Origin of the sequence: Actinocrispum sp. NPDC049592, assembly GCF_040675465.1 — a bacterium.
Lineage (GTDB): Bacteria > Actinomycetota > Actinomycetes > Mycobacteriales > Pseudonocardiaceae > Kibdelosporangium.
This window is the reverse complement of the sequence record NZ_JBFAPA010000009.1, coordinates 130,651-152,681: the sequence shown is the minus strand read 5'-3', so window position 1 is coordinate 152,681 and position 22,031 is coordinate 130,651. Positions and strand designations below refer to the sequence as shown.

At 67.8% G+C, this 22,031-nt stretch carries 17 protein-coding genes; 8 read left to right on the top strand and 9 right to left on the bottom strand.

The window, feature by feature from the left end:
- Genes AB0J95_RS23645 through AB0J95_RS23620 form a run of 6 tightly spaced genes read right to left on the bottom strand, consistent with a single transcriptional unit; the run spans position 1 to position 8,523 of the window.
- On the bottom strand, positions 1 to 540 hold the full coding sequence (locus AB0J95_RS23645; protein ID WP_364761500.1) for a hypothetical protein: 540 nt from the start codon (positions 538 to 540) through the stop codon (positions 1 to 3).
- Positions 537 to 2,264, bottom strand: coding sequence for a hypothetical protein (locus tag AB0J95_RS23640; protein WP_364761498.1), 1,728 nt, complete (start codon positions 2,262 to 2,264; stop codon positions 537 to 539). The genes AB0J95_RS23645 and AB0J95_RS23640 overlap by 4 nt, the downstream gene beginning before the upstream one ends.
- Positions 2,252 to 3,187: a hypothetical protein gene (locus AB0J95_RS23635; RefSeq protein WP_364761495.1), complete on the bottom strand. Its 936-nt coding sequence runs from the start codon at positions 3,185 to 3,187 to the stop codon at positions 2,252 to 2,254. Before AB0J95_RS23635 ends, AB0J95_RS23640 begins: the two co-directional genes overlap by 13 nt.
- Positions 3,166 to 4,740, bottom strand: a complete 1,575-nt coding sequence (locus AB0J95_RS23630; RefSeq protein WP_364761493.1) for a MoxR family ATPase — start codon at positions 4,738 to 4,740, stop codon at positions 3,166 to 3,168. The genes AB0J95_RS23635 and AB0J95_RS23630 overlap by 22 nt, the downstream gene beginning before the upstream one ends.
- A gap of 22 nt (positions 4,741 to 4,762) precedes the next feature.
- Entirely contained in the window at positions 4,763 to 5,689 is a 927-nt protein-coding gene (locus tag AB0J95_RS23625) for an ABC transporter permease (RefSeq protein ID WP_364761491.1), read from the bottom strand.
- Positions 5,686 to 8,523, bottom strand: a complete 2,838-nt coding sequence (locus AB0J95_RS23620) for an alpha/beta fold hydrolase (protein ID WP_364761489.1) — start codon at positions 8,521 to 8,523, stop codon at positions 5,686 to 5,688. The genes AB0J95_RS23625 and AB0J95_RS23620 overlap by 4 nt, the downstream gene beginning before the upstream one ends.
- Before the next feature lie 291 nt (positions 8,524 to 8,814).
- Here AB0J95_RS23620 and AB0J95_RS23615 point away from each other — a divergent pair, with 291 nt between their 5' ends.
- The 3 genes from AB0J95_RS23615 (at position 8,815) to AB0J95_RS23605 (ending at position 12,227) form a co-directional block, all read left to right on the top strand.
- Positions 8,815 to 9,819, top strand: coding sequence for a TerC family protein (locus AB0J95_RS23615; protein WP_364761487.1), 1,005 nt, complete (start codon positions 8,815 to 8,817; stop codon positions 9,817 to 9,819).
- A 53-nt stretch (positions 9,820 to 9,872) separates the two neighbouring features.
- Positions 9,873 to 11,774 carry a S9 family peptidase gene (locus AB0J95_RS23610; protein WP_364761485.1) on the top strand — a complete coding sequence of 634 codons (1,902 nt, stop codon included), beginning with the start codon at positions 9,873 to 9,875 and terminating at the stop codon, positions 11,772 to 11,774.
- Positions 11,775 to 11,837: 63 nt separating this feature from the next.
- Positions 11,838 to 12,227 (top strand): hypothetical protein, encoded by a 390-nt coding sequence (locus AB0J95_RS23605; RefSeq protein WP_364761482.1) that lies wholly within the window; start codon positions 11,838 to 11,840, stop codon positions 12,225 to 12,227.
- Here the strand turns inward: AB0J95_RS23605 and AB0J95_RS23600 are convergent.
- Positions 12,219 to 12,875, bottom strand: coding sequence for an RES family NAD+ phosphorylase (locus AB0J95_RS23600; RefSeq protein ID WP_364761479.1), 657 nt, complete (start codon positions 12,873 to 12,875; stop codon positions 12,219 to 12,221). The genes AB0J95_RS23605 and AB0J95_RS23600 overlap by 9 nt on opposite strands.
- A gap of 33 nt (positions 12,876 to 12,908) precedes the next feature.
- The gene (locus AB0J95_RS23595) at positions 12,909 to 13,493 is read right to left on the bottom strand and encodes a DNA-binding protein (protein WP_364761476.1); all 585 of its coding nucleotides are present in this window, start codon (positions 13,491 to 13,493) and stop codon (positions 12,909 to 12,911) included.
- A gap of 135 nt (positions 13,494 to 13,628) precedes the next feature.
- On the opposite strand from AB0J95_RS23595, the gene AB0J95_RS23590 reads away from it, so the two are divergent.
- From AB0J95_RS23590 to AB0J95_RS23570, 5 genes are all read left to right on the top strand, one after another.
- Positions 13,629 to 14,192 carry a hypothetical protein gene (locus AB0J95_RS23590; RefSeq protein ID WP_364761473.1) on the top strand — a complete coding sequence of 188 codons (564 nt, stop codon included), beginning with the start codon at positions 13,629 to 13,631 and terminating at the stop codon, positions 14,190 to 14,192.
- A gap of 96 nt (positions 14,193 to 14,288) precedes the next feature.
- On the top strand, positions 14,289 to 15,812 hold the full coding sequence (locus AB0J95_RS23585) for a sugar ABC transporter ATP-binding protein (protein ID WP_364761470.1): 1,524 nt from the start codon (positions 14,289 to 14,291) through the stop codon (positions 15,810 to 15,812).
- Positions 15,809 to 16,810 carry an ABC transporter permease gene (locus AB0J95_RS23580; RefSeq protein WP_364761467.1) on the top strand — a complete coding sequence of 334 codons (1,002 nt, stop codon included), beginning with the start codon at positions 15,809 to 15,811 and terminating at the stop codon, positions 16,808 to 16,810. The genes AB0J95_RS23585 and AB0J95_RS23580 overlap by 4 nt, the downstream gene beginning before the upstream one ends.
- A 12-nt stretch (positions 16,811 to 16,822) precedes the next feature.
- The gene (locus AB0J95_RS23575; protein WP_364761464.1) at positions 16,823 to 17,815 is read left to right on the top strand and encodes a substrate-binding domain-containing protein; all 993 of its coding nucleotides are present in this window, start codon (positions 16,823 to 16,825) and stop codon (positions 17,813 to 17,815) included.
- A 185-nt stretch (positions 17,816 to 18,000) separates the two neighbouring features.
- Entirely contained in the window at positions 18,001 to 20,478 is a 2,478-nt protein-coding gene (locus tag AB0J95_RS23570; RefSeq protein WP_364761462.1) for a glycoside hydrolase family 172 protein, read from the top strand.
- 433 nt (positions 20,479 to 20,911) lie between these two features.
- Here the strand turns inward: AB0J95_RS23570 and AB0J95_RS23565 are convergent, their stop codons facing one another.
- A complete protein-coding gene (locus AB0J95_RS23565; RefSeq protein WP_364762142.1) occupies positions 20,912 to 21,901 on the bottom strand; it encodes a LacI family DNA-binding transcriptional regulator in 990 nt (329 codons plus the stop codon).
- Positions 21,902 to 22,031 lie beyond the last annotated feature (130 nt).

The following is a 22,031-nucleotide window of genomic DNA, read 5'->3' as shown; positions in this document are numbered from 1 at the left end:
TCACACCTGGCTGTACCGAGCGGCCGCCTCTTTGGCGCGCTGCTCCTCCATGGCCTTGCGCACCGCCGCGGCCCGCTCCTCTGCGGCTTTGGCGGCCTGCAAGACCTCGTAACGTCGGACAGTGTCCACTGTAGCCAGCCGGTCGGCGGCCTGTGCCCTGCTCTCCCCTTCCGGCAGCAGGTCCAGCGACCGCAGCGCGAGCCTGGCCAGCTCCTCCCGGCGGTCCGGATCGGACACGAACAGCGGCGCATCGACCAGGTCGGCCAGCGGCAACAGGACCTCGGTCAGGTAATGCAGCACCCGTTTGGGCTCCGCGCGGGCTATCAACTCCTCATCGGCGAGCAGCCAGCACGACACCAGCACGATCCGCAACCAGTTGCGCTCGCTGGACTCGAACGGCATCGCACTGCGTTCGTCCAGCCCAGGCCCGCCGATGGTCATCAGCAGGTCCGAAACCACGGCAGGCACGGAGGTCTCCGGCGACAGGAAGTCGGCGGGCGTCTCGGCGAGCCGCCGCGTCAGACGGGACAGGCTGATCACACACGACCCCTTTGCCGCTCGATCCTGCAAGCAGATCCTCGGTGTTCGTATTGCTTGCGGCTGAACGCACTGGCGAACTCGACGAGCTGTGGCCAGTCGGTCACCAGGTTGAGGTCCCAGCCGGGCGTGATCGCGCGCAGCCGGTCCTCCTCGGTGTCCGACCACAGGTTGAGCACGAGCGTGCCGCCCGCGCCCGCCGCGGCCAGTGCGGCGGCGGCGATCTCGCGGCCGGGCCGGCCGAGCTCGTCGTCCATCTCGATCATGGTGTCGACGCCCTCGTCGGAGATCACGACGATGTGCGTCGGGTCCTTGTGGTCCTGCTCGAGGTAGGTCTCGCGCAGCACGTGCAGTGGAAACGCTGTTGCGCCACCGAAGTAGCCGGTCAGCACCCGGAGGACCGCGTCCTCGTCCCGGACGAACCCGTCGGTCTTGAGGAACTGGTTGGTGCCGGACCAAAGCGTGGCCTGCACGCGGGCGCCGACCCGCAACGCCGACAACGCCAGGATCGCCCCGGCCAAGGTCAGGTACGACACTTCCCGGCGTGGATCGGGCATCGACCCGGACGAGTCGATGAACAGGTCGAGGTCCACGGGTTTCTTGTCCCGCTCGTCGGCCTCGGTCGTCCCGGTGAGCCGCTGCATCGTCGTGATCCCCGGGATCACCACCGGGGACCGCAGGGCGGTGGCGATCCAGTCGACCGTTTCGACCGGCTCACCGACATCCCACGCGGTATGCCCCTCCGGCAACGGTTCGCTGGACAACGGCCGGACGCGCACCGGGAACCGGACCAGGTAAGGCGCGGCGCGTTCGCGGTAGTACCGGGCGGCCGCGTCCTCGTCCGAAATGGACATCCCGAGCTGGCGCAGGATCTGGCCGTACTCGAACGGCTGGCGGTACTGGCCGGTGCCGCCTTCGGGCCGCTCGGTGGGCGCCTCCTGCGGCGCGAAGTCGTTGACCTTGGGATCGAGCGCGGGATGCACGATCGGCTCGCCGTCGATCCCGGTCAGCCCGGGGACGGGCGCCCCGTCGGCGACCACCCCGACGCACACTTTCCGCCGCTCCTGGGCGAACTCACTGTTCTCCTGGTCGGCCAGGTACCGGAAGCACAGCGCCGCGAACCCACCCGCGCCGCGCTGCCAGTCCGTGGCGTACACGCGGGCCAGTTTGGCGGCCAGCTGTGCGTCGCCATCCATGCTCGCGTCGACCTTCTTGCCGGTCAACGTCCCCGACGAGATCGACCACAGGATCTCGAAAGCCCGCATGAAGAACGTCCACAACGGACTCGCGTCCGGATCGGCCAGCCGCCGGTAGATCTCGTCCATCCGCAGGCCCCGGCTGCGCTGCAGGCGGTCGTTGATCAGCATGTCCGCGTACATGTTGCTGACCAGCGGCGCGTGCTGCTCCAGCCCGGGCAGGCCCTGCCGGATCCGGGCCAGCAGCCGGGCGTGGTCGGCCAGATCCGCCGGGCACAGCACGTGGTGGCCGATCTCGTGCGCCAGGATCTCGACTGGGTAGTCCTCAAGCCCGAGTTCCGCAGCGGCCTGTAGATCGATCACGACGGTCCGGTCGCCCAGCCGGAACATCGCAAAACTACCGGTGAGCCCGGCCTTTTGGGCGTCCGGTGTGGACTCGCACCACAACGGGTCGTGGACCTTGGTGAACCGGCCCCAGGCCTGCAACGCCTGCGACCAGTGCTCCTGCCAGGCGGCTTTCATGGCGTCCACGCAACGAACGTGATCGCGTGTGTCCACGGTGTGGTCGCCGCCAAAGTATTGTCCAACGTCGCCCAACTCGTCGCCCCGGCCAGCTCAGGGACTTCCAGCGAAGATTGTCCGAACTGGACCGTACCGTCGCGGGACAGGCTGAGCCCGGACGAAGAGGCGTCCGGCGGAACCTGGGCGACCCGGTTGAGGCTGGTGCCGAACCGGTCGACGTGAATCCGCCAGGTCTCGTGGCCATCGCTGGCATGCCACCGGCCGCCGGAGGTGAACACCAGCGGCGGCCGCGCGAACGTGCCACCGAACCCACGGAACTGCCCGACCCGCCGAACTACTCGCAGCCTGGGTGTTCCAGCCTCTCCCGGTGCTCGCCAAGGGTCGGAAGAGTCCACTTCGGACGCGCCCAGCAGAACGGTCAGCACCTCGGGCCGGAGCCGACGCGCTGTGTCCAAAGCGGACGCGCGTAGGACGGCCAGCCCGTGCCGCCAAGCCGCGACGCCGCCCGCGTCCAGCAGTTCCTCGGTGGACTCGACCATTGGCGCGACCGCGGTCATCGCCGCGATCCAGCTGGGTGCGTCGCCGCCGGACTCCAAGTGGTGCAAAGCGTTCGCCATGGTCACCGCGACCCGGCGAGGCTCGGCGGCCACGAATCGGGCGAGCGCGGGAAGCAGCTGAGCCAACCCGGCGGGTGGCCGACCATGAGTGGCGAAGGCCAGGTCCACCAGTGCCTCCGTGACAGCGACCGGGTCCCCGCCTTGCGCCGCAGCGGCGTTGACGGCCGGGCCGACGTCTTGCCTGAGGTGGTCGAGGAAAGCGTTTGCGTCCAGCTGTCGGGAGCGGTGCTTGGCCAGCCGGAACCGCGCGTTGTATCGGTCACGGCCGGCCGCCAGCGCGGCCTGGAACGGGGTCATGTCTTCCAACGCAGCCACGCCCGGTAGTTCACGTACCGCTGGTGCAGGTACTTCAGGGCCAAGGCGTCGTCGTAGACGTGCCCGTACAGCTTGCGGTTGCGGCTCCAGTCGCCCAGCAGCGACTCGATGGCCGCCAAGCGCTTCTCCACCTCGGGTTCGTCCACTGTGTCCAGGCCGAGCTCGAACTGGGCCAGCAGGTCGCCGACCGGGTCGTTGACGTCCAGGTCGAGCCGGTCGTACTCGGCGCAGGCACGTTCGAACAGGCTGCGGATCCAGCTGACCCGGTCGGTCCGGTAGGGACGCTGGGCCGGTTCGTCCAACGCGGGCGCCTGCTCGTCCTGGCCGAGCTTGTCGTGCAGGACGAACGGCAGCACCGCGGCCAGGTCGTCCAGCCCGACCTCGGGCCTGCCGCGGAAGTACGCCAACGCCTTGGCGTACGTCAGGACACTTTGGAGGGACCGGACCGACAGCCCGCCAAGCGTTTGCGCGCCCAGGTCGGCGATCCGGTCGCGCCCGGTCTCGCTCGCCGACAGCAGGTGCACGTCGACCCCGGCGAGCTTCGCGGTGTCCTTGGTGCGGTACTCGAACTGTTCACCCGCGGTCTCCAGCAGCTCGAACTGCGCCGAGAAGAACTCCAGCCGCCGGCGCACCTCCACGGGCAACGGGACGCGCAGGATCTCGGCGTACATCCGGTCGTGCTCGACCTCGGTGAACACGATCTCCGGCGGCACGACCTCCTCCGGCCGCAACCGTTGCTCGACGCGTTCCTGCAGCTCACCGAGGAACCGCGAGTTGAACGCCAGCGCGTGCACGACCACGTCGATGCGGTCTTTCAACGCCTCGATGACCTGGTACGTGCCGCCGCCCGCGTCGTCGTTCGCGGTCAGGTACCACGCCGAGTCGGCCGACTCGTAGACCTGGTCGAACACCTCCGCGTACCCGTCGGACATCAGCGTGAGCAGCGCGGACTGGGTCCGGGTCGGGATCCGGTTGTACTCGTCGACGATCTTGACCCGCATGCCCAGCCAGGTCCGCCAGGCCACGTCGATGTCGGCCATCCGCTCGGCCTTGATCAGGTCACCCGGCAACGGCGTGCCCAACAGGTCCGAAATGGTCAGCTGGGGATGGCCGTGCTGCATTGCCCGCCGCACATCCCGCAGCGGATACCCGGCCAGCACGCCCATCAGGATCGCGCTCGCCGTCTTGCCCCGCCCCGGCCCGCCCACGAGCAGACACCGCCGCCGCACCGCGAACGTCAGCAACGGCACCAGCACGAAACTGGAGTAGCTCTGCCCGCTCGGCAACGTCAGCCGGGCCTTCGAGTCACCCAGCTGGAAGGAGGCGCTCGGCCCCTCGGCGAACTCCAGGTCGTAGTGCGGGCTGATGATCGCGTGGTTGACGATCCAGAAGTAGGCCTGCCGCAGCTTCTCGTCGAGCTGCACGGCCGGTCCCGCCGCGCTGCCGTCGGTCAGCGGACCGGCGTACAGCGCGGCGACGTCGAACTCCTCCTGCGGAGCCGTCGAGCCCGGCAGTGTCGGCGCCTGCGACACATGGCGGTATGTCGGTTGCACCCGGACATCATGCCTGCTCAGCTCAGCTGGTGATGTCCTTACGGGTGAACTTCCGGACAGCGAGAACGCCAAAGACCGCGGCGTAGCAGACCGCCGAGAACGCGCCCCTGGTCATCTGCGACCAGTCGATGTCCCGCGAGATCAGGTCGGACCAGGCGAACGCGTAGTGGGTGGGCAGGTAGTTGCGGAGGTTGTCCAGCGCGGTGATCTGGTCGAGGATCTGGGAGACGATCGCGACCAGGACCGTGCCGCCGACCGCGCCGAGGGGCGCGTCGGTGGAGGCGGACAGGAACAGCGCCAAAGCCGCCACCCACAACAGGTTCACCGCGATGTAGATGGTCGAGCCGAGGATCGCCAGCACGCCGTCGGAGAACGAGACGGCGTCACCGGTGGGCGACACCGCCTCGCCCGCGCCGTACCAGATCACGCCGACCAGCAGCGACACCGCGGGCAGGACCAGCAGGGCCATGAACGACAACAGCCCCGAGGTGATCGCCTTCTGCCGGATCAGCCGGAACCTGGGGATCGGCATCGCCAGCAGGTACTTCAGGCTGGACCAGGACGCCTCGGACGCGATGGTGTCGCCGAAGAAGATCGCCACGATCATCGGCAGCAGGAACGAGCACGACACGAACAGCGCGGTGACCGTGAAGTTCGGCGCGCTCGCGGTGGCCAGGTCGATGAACCCGCCGGAGCGGTTGTTCGGGTTGGCCGAGCCGATCTCGAAGGACACCACGAGCACGAACGGCAGCAGCACCAGCAGCCCCAGCATCAGCTGGGTCCGGCGGCGGCGCAGCTGCCGCGCCAGCTCGACGCGCAGGCGCAGGGTCCGGCCGGCCTTGTACCCGGCGACCGAACCGTCCGGCTGCACGGCGATGTGCTCGTGCGAAGCCACTTCCTCCATCCCAGCGATGGCGCTGGGATCCGTGTGGACGTTATTTTCGCTCATTTGGCGTTGTCTCCCACCAGCTCGAGGAACGCGTCTTCGAGCCGACGCCTTGGCCCGGCTTGTTCGACCGACACTCCCGCGCGGACCAAGGCGCTCAACGCCTCGGCACGCGGGGTCCCGTCGAGGTTGGCGTGCACCTGGGTGCCGTCGACCTCGACGTTCGTGACGCCGTCGATCGCCTTCAGCACGGACGCCGCCTCGGCCGGCTGGTCCACCCGGAACGTCGCCTCGCCGCCGACCGCCGCGATGTCCGCGACCTCGCCCGCGGCGACCAGCTTGCCGCGGTGCATCACCACGACGTGCGTGCAGGCCTGTTCCACCTCGGCGAGCAGGTGGCTGGACACGAGCACCGTGCGACCGGTGGCCGCGTAGCGCTTGAGCACCTCACGCATCTGGTGGATCTGGGGCGGGTCGAGCCCGTTGGTCGGTTCGTCGAGCACGAGCAGATCCGGCAGGCCCAGCATCGACTGCGCGATGGCGAGCCGTTGCCGCATACCTTGGCTGTACGTCCTGACGCGACGCCGTATCGCGGCGCCGAGACCGGCGATCTCGATGGCCTCCTCGAAGTGCGCCTGCTCCTTCGGGCGGCCGGTGGCCTCCCAGTACAACCGCAGGTTCGCCTCGCCGGACAGGTGCGGCAGGAACCCCGAACCCTCCACAAAGGACCCGATCCGGGACAGCACCGGCGCACCCGCGTACACCTTGTGGCCGAACACCCGGATCGACCCGTCGGTCGGCCGGATCAGGCCCATCAGCATCCGCAGCGACGTCGTCTTGCCCGCGCCGTTCGGCCCGAGCAGGCCGAGCACCTGCCCCTGTTCGACCCGGAACGACAACCCGTCCACCGCGCGCAGCCCGCCCGGGTACGACTTCGACAGACCCTCGATCACCAACGGCACGTCGGCCAGCTCCGGGTCCATGTCGTCCGCGCGGCGCCGCCGGATCGCGGCCACGATCCCGGCGATCAGCAGCAGCCCGAGCACGACCCCGATGCCGACCAGGGCGAACATCGGCGGCGGGTTGGTCGACTTGGTCCCGTTTACCACCGGCACCTGCAGCGACGGATCGGCGAGCGACACCATGTAGGCCGCGGGCTGCGACGGCAACGCGTACGCCTGGTCGGTCGACGCGATCGCGACCTCGATCCGGTGGTCCGACTCGATCGGGCGAACAATCCCAGGCAGGGTGACCGTGACATCCGCGGGCAACTGCGAGATCCGCACCGGGGACACCACCGAGGCGGGCAACGTCCGTGACCCGTCCGAGCCGACGTCGTACAACTTGGCGAACAACACCACACCATCGGGCGAAACAGGTTGGCCCGGCAGTGGCTCGACGTGCAGGCGGATCGTGGACGACCCACTGATCAGCAGCTGGCTGGTCTGCACATCACTGCGGAACCGCGCCACCTGGCCGGGCAGGTCGATGGCCAGCCGCCCGGCGGTCCGCGTAGACCCGCCGATCACCGACCCCAGACCCGGCATGCTGCTGATCGACGACGGGTTGCCGCCCGGCGGGTTGATCACCACCTGTGGCTGGCCCTTCAGCGCAACGGCCTGCCGGGTGGTCTGCGAGTCGGCCAGACCGGGGTACGTCGGCGTGGTGACCGTGCGGATCGAAGGCGCGCCCTGGGCCCGCAGCGCGCCCTGAACGGCGTACTCGAACTTGGTGCCCGGGTCGGCGCCCTCGCCGCGCAGGTGGAAGTCGAACCAGTCGGCGATCTCGGCCCGCAGCGACGGTCCGGGCTTGCCGCCGTCGTGGCCGCCGGAGTACCAGACCACCTTGACCTTGCCGCCGGCCTGCGCAATCTGCCGGGCGTTGGCGTCGGACTGGTCGAGGCCGAACAGCGTGTCCTGCTCGCCCTGGACCAGCATGGTCGGCTTGGTGATCTTGCTGGTCACCGAGACCGGGGAGACCGACTTCAGCAGGTCGATGGTCTTCTGGCTGGCCCGGCCGGTGGTCGCCATCTCGGTGTAGGCCGTGCAGATCTCGGCGGTGAACTTGCCGCACGGGCCGAACGACTGCGGCGGGAACCCACGGCCCTGCCCCTGCTGAGGGGCGTCGATCGGGCTGGTCGCGGGCGCGTTCTGGTTGTTCTGCACGGTGCCGGACTCGGCCGCGTCGGCCGACGGGTCGGCGAACCCGGCGCCGCCCATCCCGGCGGCGAACAGGATTCCGGCCCAGGACCGCTTGAACACGCCGTCCGGCGTGGCCGCGCCCGCCGACGGGGTGCCGGCCGGCTGCGAAGTCGTCGCCGAGTTCGGGATCAGCGCCTGGGACAGGTCGTTGTAGGTGATCACGGGCACCAACGCGTCCACGCGGGGGTCGCTGCCGGCCAGCAACAACGAGATGGCGCCACCATAGGAACCGCCGGTGATGCCGATCCGCGGGTCACCGGGGGCGTCCAGCTGGACCTCGGGCCGCTTGGCCAGCCAGTCGACCAGCTGCTTGGTGTCCTGCACCTCGTAGTCGGGGGAGTTCAGGGCGATCTCGCCGGAGCTGCGGCCGAACCCACGGGCCGACCAGGCCAGCACGACGAAGCCCCGCTGGGCCAGCTCACGCGCGTCACCGTCGACGCTCTCCTTGCTGCCGCCGAACCCGTGGGCGACCAGAACGGCCGGCGCCGGGGTGCGTTCGGGCAGGTAGAGACGGCTGTCCAGGTCGATCGGCTGGTCATGGGCCGGGCCGTCGGTGACGTGCAGGGTCTGGTCTTCGGTCCGGATGACCGGACCTGATCTGCCGGAGTTCACCCACACCAGGACTCCGGCCGCGACGACCACCGCGACCAGGGCGAACGCCAGCCAGCGGAGTCGGGTTCGGGACAATCGGGGCACAGCGGAACCGTATTGGACCGTTGCTGAGAACTTGCTGTGGGTGATCGTTATTCCGACACGCCGTGTGACCAAGGACAACCTTATTTAACGCAACTGCGGGTGGTGCGCCCGCCGTCGAACATGGACAATAAGGACTGCAGTGGAGGGGAGTATTCCTTCGCGGCGGTGTCGTCAACACGGATCTCGACCGCTGGTCTCAGTGGGATGAGCCCGGCGCCGTCGGCTGACGCCCTTGTCAGCGGAAGAGACCTCCGGTAGTGACGGCTGTGCCCGCTTACCGGAGGTGACTCGATGATTGTCCCCGTGTGGCTGTGGATCGCGACTGTGGCAGGTCTGCTGATTCTGCTGGCCATCGATCTCGTGATCGTGGACCGAAAGCCCCATGAGGTCACCATCGGTGAAGCGGCGCGATGGGTGGTCTTCTACGTCGCGTGTGCCGTGGTGTTCGGCCTGGGCCTGTGGTTCTTCGCCGGCGGGCAGCCCGCCGGGGAGTTCTTCGCCGGGTACATCACGGAGTACTCACTGTCCGTGGACAACCTGTTCATCTTCCTGGTGGTGATGGCGGCCTTCAAGGTGCCAGCGATCCACCAGCACAAGGTGCTGCTGATCGGGATCCTGCTGGCGCTGGCCATGCGCAGTGTGTTCATCCTGCTCGGCGCCGCCGTGATCGCGAACTTCAGCTGGGTCTTCTACCTGTTCGGCGCCTTCCTCATCTACACGGCGTGGACGTTCCTGCGCTCGAAGCACGACGAGGAGGAAGAGGAGTACAAGGAGAACGCGGCGACCCGGCTGGCCCGCAGGTTCCTGCCGGTGACCAAGGAGTACCACGGCGCCAAGTCGTTCGTCCGGATCAACGGCAAGCGCCTGGTCACCCCGATGTTCATCGTGATGATCGCGATCGGCACCGCCGACCTGCTGTTCGCGGTCGACTCGATCCCGGCCATCTTCGGGCTGACCAAGGAGCCGTTCCTGGTCTTCAGCGCCAACGCGTTCGCCCTGATGGGCCTGCGGCAGCTGTACTTCCTGCTCGGCGGCCTGCTCAACAAGTTGGTCTACCTGCCCATCGGCCTGGCCGTCATCCTCGCGTTCATCGGCGTGAAGCTGGTGCTGGAGGCGTTGCACTCCAACGAGCTGCCGTTCATCAACGGCGGCGACCCGATCGCGGTGCCGGTGCCGAACATCGCGGTGTCCCTCGGGGTGATCATCAGCGTGCTGGCCGTCACCACGGTCGCCAGCCTGATCAAGTCCAAGCGGACCGCTGCCAAGGAGCAGGAACCCGTCACGACTGGCAGCTGAACCGCCCTTTTGTCGGTCGTGAGCGTGGCTAAGGATCGGGTAGCGTCGGCCAGGTGCGCCCAGAGGACATCGAGCTGCTCACCACGGCCAGCTCCGTCACCCTGCGCGGCGAGCTACTGCTGGTAGCGGCCGCGCGGCCGGTGTTGGAGACCAACGACTACCAGGGTGCCATCCATCGCGTGGCACTCGACGGCTCGGGCACCCGCCCCTGGACGCACGGCCGGTGCGACACCGAACCGGTCATCTCCCCGGACGGCACCCAGGTCGCGTTCCTCCGGTCGGCGCAACCCAAAGCCAAGCCACAGTTGTACGTGCAGCCGGTGGACGGCGGCGACGCGCGCAAGGTGACGTCGTTGCCGTTGGGCGCGCAGAGTCCGGTGTGGTCGCCGGACTCCCGACGCATCGCCTTCCTGGCACGGATTCCCGAGGAGGGCCGGTACACCGGGACGGACGCGCAGGCCGAGGCGCCGCGCCGGATCCTCCGGCTGGACTACCACGTCGACGACATCGGATACCTGGCCGACCGTCGCAAGCGGTTGTTCGTCGTGGACACCCACGCGGACGCGGAACCGGTCGAACTCACCGACGGCACCTGCGAAGTCGGCTCGCCCGCGTGGAGTGGTGACGGTTCGCACATCGTCTTCACCGCGCCGCGTGGCTGGCACCCGCCCGCGGAAACGTTGGCGCAAGACATCTTCGCGGTCCCGGCCGGGGGTGGCGAGCCGATCCTCGTGTGCGAGACCAAAGGCGACGCTGGGATGCTGGCCAGTCGTGGCGGGCTGCTGGCGTATCTCGGCCGGGAGTTCTCGACCCCGGTCGAGGCGATCGCGCTGAACACCGCGTTGTGGGTCGTGCCGTTCACTTTGGACGGACCCGCCGAGCCACGGCGGCTCACCGACCTGGAAACCCTGTGCCTGGAGGACAACCAGCCCGCCTTCGTCGGTGACGACCTTTGCTTCACCATCCGCAACCGCGGCGCCATCGAGCTTCGGCGGTTGCCGGTGAGCGCGTCTCTGGCCACGTTGGCAGAGACGACTTTGGTTGCCGGAGAACGGGGTAAGGTCGCGGCCTTCGCTGTCGACGGTGACCGGGTGGTGGCCGTTGTGTCCACTCCGGACAGTCCTGGCGAGGTCGTGGTGTGCGGCGGTCCCGTGTTGACGTCGTTCGGGACTGCTCTGCGAGACAAGGGGATCTGCGAGATCCGTGAGATCGTCGGCACCTCGCCGGATGGGTACGAGTCGCACGGGTGGGTGGTCCTGCCTGCCGGTGAGGGCCCGCATCCCGTCGTGCTGCACGTTCACGGCGGGCCGTTCATGTACCACGGCTGGGGTTTCTTCGACGAGGCCCAGGTTTACGCGTCGGCCGGGTATGCCGTCGTGCTGCCGAACCCGCGTGGGTCCTCGGGTTACGGCCAGGCGCACGGGCGGGCGATCCTCGGTGCGTTCGGCACGGTCGACGTGGACGACGTGCTGTCCGTTTTGGACGCTGCGTTGGCGTTGCCCGGTCTGGACTCCACGCGCGTCGGCGTGATGGGCGGGTCCTACGGCGGGTTCATGACCAGCTGGCTCGCCGCGCACCACGGCGAACGGTTCAAGGCCGCCTGGAGCGAGCGCGCGGTCAACGCCTGGGACTCGTTCTCCGGCAGCTCGGACATCGGCTGGTTCTTCACCGACGCGTACATCGGCGCGGATCCCGAGGCGCAGGCCAAGATGAGCCCGTTGACGCATGCCGACCTGATCCGCATCCCGTTCCTGATCGCGCATTCCGAGCAGGACTGGCGCTGCCCGATCGAACAGGCCCAGCGCATGTTCGTGGCACTGCGCCGGCAGGGCACCCCCGTCGAGATGCTGATCTTCCCCGGCGAGGGCCACGAGCTGACCCGGTCGGGCCAGCCCCGCCACCGCAGGCAACGGTTCGACGCCGTCCTCGAATGGTGGCAACGCCACCTGGCCTGACCAGGCAACCTGGATCCCCCCTGGCCCGTCTTCAGAGCAGCCAGTTCTGCCGAGGGAGGGGCTATGAAGCTTGCGGCAGTGACAGTTCTCGCGGTGGCCGGTGCGTTGATGGTGCCGGCAGGGGTTTCGTCGGCGCAGGCGCCGCCTGTGTGGGTCGTTCCCGGCGTGGCACGGCCGGGACAACATGTGACTGTGCAGGTGAACTGCGCCGCGGAGGGTGGTTCGGTGCGATCGGCCGTGCTGTCGGCGGGCCGGTTGGCGGCGAACCCGGACGGGCACCAGCCGTGGGCGGTGTTCGCGACGGGCACGGTGAAGTCCACCGCCAAGCCCGGAAAGTACGACGTCACAACGGTATGCGAAGGCAGGACGCGTACCGGAACGATCACCGTGCGACAGGTCGCGCAGAAACCGAAGGGAGCGCCGCAGACCGGTGGCGGCGGCACCTCACCCTAGGAGCGTGTAGTTCAGCTCCTCGCAGATGCGGCCCAGCGGCAGGTCCAGACCAGGGTGGTCCAGCGGCAGCAGCATGTCCGGCGCGGGCGGGATCGCGGTGCCCGAGGGCGGGTCGAACAGGCAGATCGCCGGTTCGCCGCCGTCCATGGACGAGCGGTACCAGACGCCGTCCAGCTCGGGGTGGGCCGCGCGGATGGCCCGCGCCCACGACTGGGTCACCGCCTTGGCGCCGCTGCTGATCTCCTGCGACGCCCCGGCCCTGGTCGGCCACAGGCCGGACAGGTCGAGCAGCCGCAACGTGCGCTGCGGGCGGAAGATGACCAGGTGCGGCCGCCGGGTGGATCTGTCCACAATGGACGTGGACTGGAACACCTCGGCCACGCTGGTGCGCACGGAGAGTCCGAAGTAGAGCACGCCGTTGCCGGGACTGTCCGCCGGGCGGCCCTCGGGGCCGGGCGGGTGCGGGTCGAACCGGCCGTGCGGGAGCGGGCCGGTGTACCGGAAGGAGTTCCAGCGCTGCCGGTGGGCGCCGCCCGCGGCGAAGACCCGGACGAGCCGGGTACCGCTGGTCACCGCGACAACGTCCTCGTCGATCCGCAGCAGCGACTTGAGCGCAGCCGGAGTCGGCGGCTGGGGTAGCCGGGACATACGTAGAGGTTCAGCCTGTCGTCGTTCCTGCCGTCACGCCGGGGTTCCGAGGACGGCTGCGAGCGAAGCGACCTTACCGGGGTCGCCACCGGCGAGCAGCCACTGGCGGGGGGTACCGGGCGCACCGCCGATCAGCAGGTCCTCCTGCGGGGTGGTCATGAACGCCGCCACCACCAGCGGGGGCTGGTCGATCGGCATCGCCGCGAGCACGGTCTCCAGCCCGGGCAACACCCCCGAACCGGTGAACTGCCAGGCAGGTAGTCGCCAGCCGCCGCGGTCCTTCCAGCCGACCAGGCGGCCGGCCGCGAGCCGGTGGCGGATCCGGCTGGTGTCCACGCCGAGGGTGGCGGCCGCGTCGGACACGGTCAGCGCCGAGTCCCGCAGCACGGCCTGCGCGGCGACGGCCCGGGCCCGTGAGTCGACCTCGTCGGGCTGCCGGGGCCGCAGATCGAGGCCGACCTCGGTGAGCGTCTCCCGCTGGTCGGCCGAGAAGTACTCGGCCGGGTTCGGGTTCGGCGGCGAAAGTCTTTTCGCCGCGTCCTCCACCAGGTCGAGGAACTCCCCGGGGGAGACCCGCAAGCCCGCTTTGGCCAGGACCGCTTCCAGCGCGATGCTCATGCCGCCTAGAGTAGCGCGGATGTGCGGGTTCGTGCGGGTTCGTGAAGAATTTCGCAAAGATGAATACAAATCGCACACAGTCCAACACTGTGAGTGCAGCCTTACCCACTATGCCGCGCGAAGTACCGTGTGTCCATGCTGCTAACGGCGGACGTGCTGGAACGCATCCAGCGGGGCGAGGTCACGCTCGCGTTCCGGCGCTGGCGCAAGCCGACCGTCAAGGCCGGTGGCACCTTGCGCACCATGGTCGGGGTGCTGGCCATTGACGCCGTGGACAAGGTAGCGGTCGGCTCGATCACGGCCGCGGAGGCCCGGCAGGCCGGTTATGCGTCGCTCGCCGCGCTCAAGTCATGGCTGTCCGCCCGGGACGGGGACACCTATCGCGTCGCCGTCCGCTATGTCGGTGAAGACCCCCGGATCGCGTTGCGCGCTTCGGAACCTTCGCCCGCGGAGATCACGGCGATCAGGGACCGGTTGCGCCGGATGGACGAACGCAGCGCGCACGGGCCGTGGACGATGACCATCCTGCGGCTGATCGCCGCCAACGAAGGCGTGCGCGCGCCGGACCTGGCCGCGTCGCTGGGGCGGGAGACGCTGCCGTTCAAGGCGGACGTCCGCAAGCTCAAGGAACTCGGGCTGACCGAAAGCCTGCGGGTCGGCTATCGGCTGTCGCCACGCGGGCATGCTGTGGTGAAGTAACGGACTTCTTGATCGATCTGTTGATGCTTGACACGTTGTCGCGGACCACCCTAGCGTCTCGGGTAATCGTTTACCCGGCTCTGGGGCGAGGTGTGGATGGACGACGGCGTCCTGGTGCGGCTGGCGGGGATCAGCAAGTCCTACGGTGGGGTCAAGGCTTGCCGGGACGTGGACTTCACCCTGCGCGCCGGCGAGGTGCACGCGCTGCTCGGGGAGAACGGCGCCGGCAAGTCCACGCTGATGCGGGTTCTCTCCGGAGACATCACCGACTACCAGGGTGTCGTTGTCGTTGCGGGCGCCGAGGTTCACTTTCACGGCCCGGCGGACGCGCAGCGCTCGGGCATCGCGATGATCCACCAGGAGCTGGACCTCGTGCCCGGGCTGTCGGTCGCCGAGAACATCTTCCTCGGCCGCGAACCGCGGACCCGGCTGCGCACGCTTGATCGCCGCGCGATGCTGCGGCTGACCCGGGAGCTGTTACACCGCACCGGGATCGACCTCGACCCTCGGCGTCCGGTCGGGTCGCTGCGGACCGGTGAGCAGCAACTGGTGACGATCGCCAAGGCGTTGTCGCTGGACGCGCGGGTGCTGATCATGGACGAGCCGACCTCGGCGCTCACCGCCGCCGAGGTCGACCGGATGTTCACCGTCATCGGGGAGCTGCGGCGCAACGGCGCCGGCATCGTCTACATCTCGCACCGGATGGACGAGATCGGCAGGATCGCTTCCCGCGCAACGGTCTTGCGCAACGGTGCGGTCGTGGCGTCCTTCGACGTGCGGAAGATGACCGCCACCCAGGCCGCCGAGGCGATGATCGGACGTCCGGTGCAGGCGCTGTTCTCGACTCACGATGACGCCGCTTTGGGTGAACCCGTGCTGGCGGTGCGGGATCTCGTGGTCACTCGGCAGCGTCCGGGGCGTCGGGAGCCCGCGGGGATCTCGCTGACTGTCCGGCGTGGCGAGATCGTTGGGCTGGCCGGGTTGCTGGGGTCGGGGCGGACCGAGTTACTGGAGACGCTGTTCGGTGCGGGTCGTTCCTGGCAGGGTTCTGTTCTGTTACACGGGAAGCCCATTCGTCCGCGCACCCCGCGGCAGGCCTTACGTCTCGGTATTGCTTTCGTCCCCGAGGATCGGCGTTCCCTAGGGCTGGCCTTGGATCATTCGGTGCTGGCGAACACCGTGTTGTCCATTGTGGATCGGTTGTCGGTGCTGGGGATGGTGTCCCGGCAGCGGGAGCAGGCTTCGGTCGCCCGGATCGTGCGGGAGCTTCAGGTGAAGCTCGCTTCGGTGCGTTCGCCGGTGAGCACGTTGTCCGGCGGGAACCAGCAGAAGGTCGTGTTCGGCCGGATGCTGCTCACCTCGCCTTCCGTTTTGCTGCTGGATGAGCCGACTCGCGGTGTTGACGTTGGCGCGAAGGCTGAGATCTACCAGTTGCTGGGGCAGCTGGCGGCTTCCGGGGTCGGCGTGCTCCTCGCGTCGTCGGAACTGGCCGAGCTGGTCGGTGTGTGCGACCGGGTGATCGTGTTGCGGGGCGGGCGGACAGTTGCCGAGCTGCCGACCGCGCAGGCCGGTGAGGCGGAGCTGCTCGCCGCGTCGATGGGGGAGGTTGTGCCGCTGTGACAACGGATTTCGTGGCTACCCGGCCGAGTGCGGCCTCCGTGGTGTTCCGGTTCCAGAGCCTGTTCGGGTTGGTCGCGGTGTTCATCGCGGCGGTCGTGTTCTCGCCCAGCCGGGACGGCGAACTGCTGTTCCTGTCCAGCGGGAACCTGTTCAACGTGGTGCGTGCGATGTCCGAGATCGGGATCATCGCGGTGGGGATGACGTTCGTGATCCTGATCGGCGGGATCGACCTGTCCGTTGGCGCTGTTCTCGGGCTGGCTGCGGTCGGGTCCGCGGTTTTGCTGGTGGAGAACGACTTCAGCCTGGTTCCCGCGGTGCTGCTGGTGTTGCTGGTGGGTCTGGTCTTCGGGTTGCTGCAGGGTATCGCCACGACCTTGTTCAAGATCCAGGCGTTCATCGTGACTTTGGCGGGGTTGCAGATCGCTCGTGGGCTGGCGCGGATCTGGTCTGGCGGGCAAGGGGTCGCGATCGCCTATGGTTCGGATCCGGGTGAGGCTCCGGTGGCGTTTTCTTTGCTGGGGGAGCGGACTTTCAACGGCCTGGTGCCGATTCCGGCGTTGATTTTCATCGTGGTCGCGGCTCTCGCGATCCTTTTCCTGCGCGGGAGCGCTTTTTCACGGCATGTGTACGCGATCGGCGGCAACGAGCAGGCCGCGCGGCTTTCCGGTGTTCCGGTGACACGGGTGAAGGTCATCGTTTTCGGGATCAGCGGCTTTCTGGCCGCCTTGGCCGGGATCATCCATGCGGGGCAGCTCAATCAGGGCAGCCCCAACGATGGTTCGACATATGAGCTGGACGCCATCGCCGCTGTTGTTGTCGGTGGGACAAGCCTTTCCGGTGGGCGCGGGTCGGTCGTCGGCACCGTCGCGGGCGCATTGCTGCTCGGTGTGCTCAACAACATCCTGGCGCTCAACAGCGTCGACACCAACGTCCAGCTGCTGATCAAAGGGCTCGTGATCGTGGTCGCGGCCGGACTGCAGGGCCTGCGGCCTTCATGAAAGGGGACGGACATGGCCATACTTCGCAGCAGTGCCGTCATACTCGCGTGCGCGGTCGTCGCCGCGTGTGGCACAACTTCGGAGAACCGCGGCGGCGCGAGTGCCAGCGCGCCAGCGCAGTGCAAGGGCGCGAGCGGGAAATACGTCATCGGTATGAGCCAGGCCAATGTGGCGGAGCCGTACCGCCAGCGGATGGACGATGACATCCGCGCGGCCGCCAAAGCCGTGCCCCAGTTCGAGGTCCGTTTCGCCGACGCCCAGCAGGACAACTCCCGTCAGGTGTCCGATGTGGAGAACTTCATCACGCAGAAGGTCGACCTGCTGATCATCAGCCCCAACGAGGCCAAACCCCTGACCCAGGTGGTGAAGTCCGCGTACGACAAGGGAATTCCGGTCCTGGTGCTGGACCGGAAGGTGGAGGGCGACGCGTACACGTCCTGGATCGGCGCGGACAACGTGGAAATCGGCCGCAAAGCCGGCGAGTACGTGGCCACCAAGCTGTTGCCGAATGGCGGCAAGGTCGCCGAGATCCGCGGCCTGGCGGGATCGACACCCGCGAAGGAACGCGGCGACGGCTTCCGTGAGGCGATCAAAGGAAAGAACATCGACATCGTGGTGAGCCAGGACGGCGACTGGCTCCGCGAGAAAGGACAGGAGAAAGCCGACGCCATCCTCAAGTCCAACCCCGACATCCCGGTGATCTACGCGCACAACGACCCCATGGCCGAAGGCGCGTACCTCGCGGCGAAGGCGGTGGGCAAGCAGGACAGCATCAAGTTCATCGGCATCGACGGCCTGCCGATCCCCTCGGGCGGACTGAAAGCGGTGGAAGCGGGCCGCCTAGCCGCAACCTTCATCTACCCCACCGCAGGCAAGGAAGCAGTGGACTCGGCCAAGAAACTCCTGATCGACTGCCAGCAACTCCCCAAAACCCAAACCCTCCAAACCCAGCAGATAACCAAAGAGAACGCCACCGAAACCTACAACAAAGCCAACCCCAACTAACCCCCATGCCCCACCACCCCGGACCCCAAACCGCGGTGGCCAACGATCGCCGACTTGTCCCGACGTGCTTTCGCCCTACCTGCAGTTGCCGACCCGCCCACAGTCCGTATCCGCGTCAGGCGTGAGGGCCGCCTGACCAGCTCCTGAGTCCCCGCACCCAACCGAATATCCCCGAGGAGGCCCGGATGCGCTTCCGATCCCTGCTGGCATCCAGTGTTGTCATCCCTGCTCTGTTTCTCGCGCTGGTGCCCGTCGTGGCGTCGGCGGCGCCGCCCAGGATCGCCAGCGCACTGGACAAAGGCCCGGTGGGCTGGCAGGTCTACCGTGATCTCGGCCGGATGGCGGAGATGAGACCGGGCGCGATCACCCGCCAGTTCTCGAGTTTCGACCGCACCGGCGGCAACAACGACGGTTTCGAAGGCACGTATTCCTGCCTGCGGACGACGGCGACCGGATGTGTGATCGCCGAACGGACCGGGCCGGGTCAGATCGACTCGATGTGGTTCACCCGGGACTTCGGGTCGATGGTGAACAACGGCCGGATCAAGATCGAGCTCGACGGAACCGTTGTCCTCGACCAGTTGTTGCAGGACGTGGTCGACGGAAAGCTCGGCGCGCCGTTTGTGTGGCCGCTGGTCGGCAATGGCGCCGACACGTCCGGCGGTTCGGTGATCAAGGTACCGATGCCGTACCGCGAGTCGATGCGCGTGACACTGCAAGCCAACCCACGTTTCTACCACGTTTCCTATCGTTCCTTCTCCGACGCGGAAGGTGTGCAGACCTTCGATCCCAGTGACAAAGCGCTGGACGTCATCGCCAAGTTCCGGGCGTATGGCCTTCACGACCCCAAAACCCTGGCAGCCGAGCGCCTTCCGGTGATGAAAGGGTCGATCGCGCCCGGCACTTCGCGCAACGTGGCCGCGGCTTCCGGTTCGGGATGGATCAACCAGTTGCGGGTGAACATCCCGCAGATCGTTGCCAGCCCACGAGTCGGCGACGATGGCCGGGCGTTCGCGGTCGGCGGGTCGAGCACGTTCCAGGTCGCGATCAACCCGGACAACCAAGGGGTTCGGATCACCCGCCGCTACGACCCGCAGGTGGGCAACCAGCGGGCGCGGCTCGTGGTCAACGGAACACCGGTCGGCTTCTGGGAAAGCGGCCCACGCATCCCCACCGGGCAATGGCGGGACCAAAGCATTCTCGTCCCGGCGTCGTTGTCGGCCGGAAAGTCCAGCCTGACCGTGCTCAACGAGTACCTGTCGTCCGATCTGGACGTGAACGAGTTCAAGTACGACATCCACAGCAATGTGTTCGGTGACTGGCAGCGGACCGATGTCGTCGACGTGGGCCCGAACCACCCTGGCGACGAACAGGCCCATGGCTATGTCATCAAAGGCCTGAACTGGCAAGGCTATCGGGTGTTCCGCTATCCGGTCGACGCCGCCGAGGTGACCCGCTCGGATGCGTTGCTGACCGGTGTCCGGGTGGTGATCTCGTTCGACGGGAAGACCACTGTGGACGCTCCGTTGGGCGAGTTCTTCGGGTCGGGCCTGGGCGAGTACGACGCCAGGTCGTTGATGTCGTCGATGGACCCGGCGCCGGGCGGCTGGTACACCGCGTGGTGGCCGATGCCGTACGCCCGGAACGCCACCGTGGTGCTGGTCAACGAAAGTGGTGTGGCGCTGGGCGATGTGACCGTCGAGACCGACACCGCCGCCGATCCCTCAGTGGCGCCTGCCCTGCAGTCCGGAAAGATCGGCTACTTCCGGGCGACCAAACAGTCCGGGCAGACCGTGAACGGCAAGGACTTCACGTTCCTGGAGACCACCGGCCGCGGCGTGTTCTACGGCGTCACGCACTCGATGCGTGGCGGCATTCCGAACGGCAACATGCGCGCCTACCTGGAAGGCGACGAACGAGTCTACGTGGACGGTGCCGCCACACCGGTGATGTACGGGACCGGAACCGAGGACTTCTACGAGTCCGGCTGGTACTTCCGCGACGGCACGCCGTACACCATGCCAATGGCCGGCAACCCGGCGTGGGAGCTCAACGGCGACGGTTGCGTCAACGACTGCACAGGCGCATACCGCTTGATGCTGGGCGACGCGGTGGCCTTCTCCGCCAACCTCCGCTTCGACATCCAACACGGCCCGGTAGACGACGCCCCAGCAACCTACAGCTCGACTTCCTACTGGTACGGCCAAGCCACACCAGCCCTAGCCGAGTCGGACACAGTAGACACCACCGACGACGCCAACCGCGCGGCCCACAACTATCAAGCCACAGGCGAAACCCGCGGCACCCTCCAGTCCGTCTTCGAAGGCAAAGACGACAAAGTCACGGTGAACCGAGCCCTGACGGCCACAACAGGCCCCATCACTTTCACAGCGAAATTGGCTACAGGCAGCGTGGGCGCCCGGATCCTCCGCATGAACGACCAAGCAAACCCGTACCAGCAAGCAACAGTCTTCGTCGACGACATCCAAGCCGGCACCTGGACCCAGCCGCTGGGCAACACATCCCAACGCTGGCAAGAGGACGCCTTCGACCTGCCCGAGAACCTGGTCTCCGGCAAAACAACCATCACCATCCGCCTGGTCCCGGCCAACCCACCAGCCTGGTCGGCCGCCCGGTACCGCATCCTGACCAAGATCAACTAAGGAGGTTGCCGCGACTCCCCAAGTGCTGACCCCTTGAGCGCCTCGGTGCGGACAGCGACGCGAACCCAGACGCCGCAAGCCATGCGGTGCACCGACGACGCCAGCACACGGGCAGCGGGGTCGGGCCGGTTGCGACTGATCGGATCGACGCCAATCCGGCGGCGGCTGGCTTGGCTACAGGCGGTGTAATCCCATGTATGGGGGTGGCTTCTGGGGTCCCTGTCTCCCTGGAAGCCACCCCGGACGGCCGAAAACGGGCCTTTACACGCTGGCGTCGATCGGCCGGGTGTGCGTTCGCAGCGAGTTCACCCGGCGACCGGCGTACTCCTTGTTCGCAGCCGCAGCCGCAGCCGCAGCCGCAGCCGCAGCCGCAGCCGCAGCCGGGCCCGTGGGTGGAGCCCAGCGGAGGATGTTGGGTTGTCGGCGACTTCCCTTAGCGCCGCGAGCTGCCCCTGGTGATCAAGGTGGCGTTCAAGGTCGTGGTGGTCGGTTCGCGGGTGGTGTCGGCGATGCGGGCCAGCAGGAGTTCGGCGGCGATTCTGCCGATCTCGTAGGCGGGTTGGGAGACAACGGAGAGAGGAGGGCTGACCAGCGGAGTCCAAGGGGCGTCATCGAAGGCGACCACGCCGATGTCCTTGCCGGGTCGCAAACCCAGTCCGGACAGCGCGTCCAGGACACCGATGGCCATCGTGCTGTTGGCGACGAGCAGGGCGTCCGGGCGTTCATCCTGGGTGAGCAGTTCGGTCGTCGCCTGTCGGGCGCCGTCCGCGCGGTAGCCGGTTCGGCGGACGACTTTGGCTGAACTGCGTCGTTTCGCTGCTCGCATCGCGTCGCGGTACCCGGCCAGCCGGTCGTCGGCGGTACGGATTCCCGGCGGGCCGGTGATGCAGCCGACCCGCTCATAGCCTTGCGCTATGAGGTGTGCGGTCGCTTCCTTGGCGGCGTGCCGGGTGTCGACCAGGACCATGTCCGTGGCCTCGGGCAGAGGGCGGTCCACGGCGACCACTGGTGTACCACGAGCGGCGAGGAGGTCCACATTGGTCGCCGTGCCGGTTGGCGAGAGCACCACTCCGGCAACGCGTTCCTGGATGGCGACGTCGATGTAGCGGCGTTCCTTGTCCGGGTTCTCGTCGGAGTTGCACAGCACGACCGAGTAACCGACGGTGTGGGCGACGTCCTCCACGCCACGAGCGATGCTGGTGAAGAAGGGGTTCTCGACGTCGGAGATGATCAGCGCTAGGACCGCGGTCTCCTGGCGGCGCAGGTTGCGGGCCGGTCCGTTGGGCTGATAGCCCAGCTCGGCGGCGGCTTCGAGCACCCGGGCGACCAGCGCCGGATCTACTGTGGACTTTCCGTTCAGCGCCCTGGACACGGTCGCGGTGGACACCCCGGCTTTGACCGCCACGTCGTTGATGGTCGCCACACCCACCGGCCTCACTCTGCGGAACGATGACGGTACTCCCCGAAACCGCCACGGTGCTGACACTCTCCAGACCTCAAGAATAGCGTGACGGGTAATCGTTTACCCGCCTCTGTGCGAGGCTGTTTCCTCC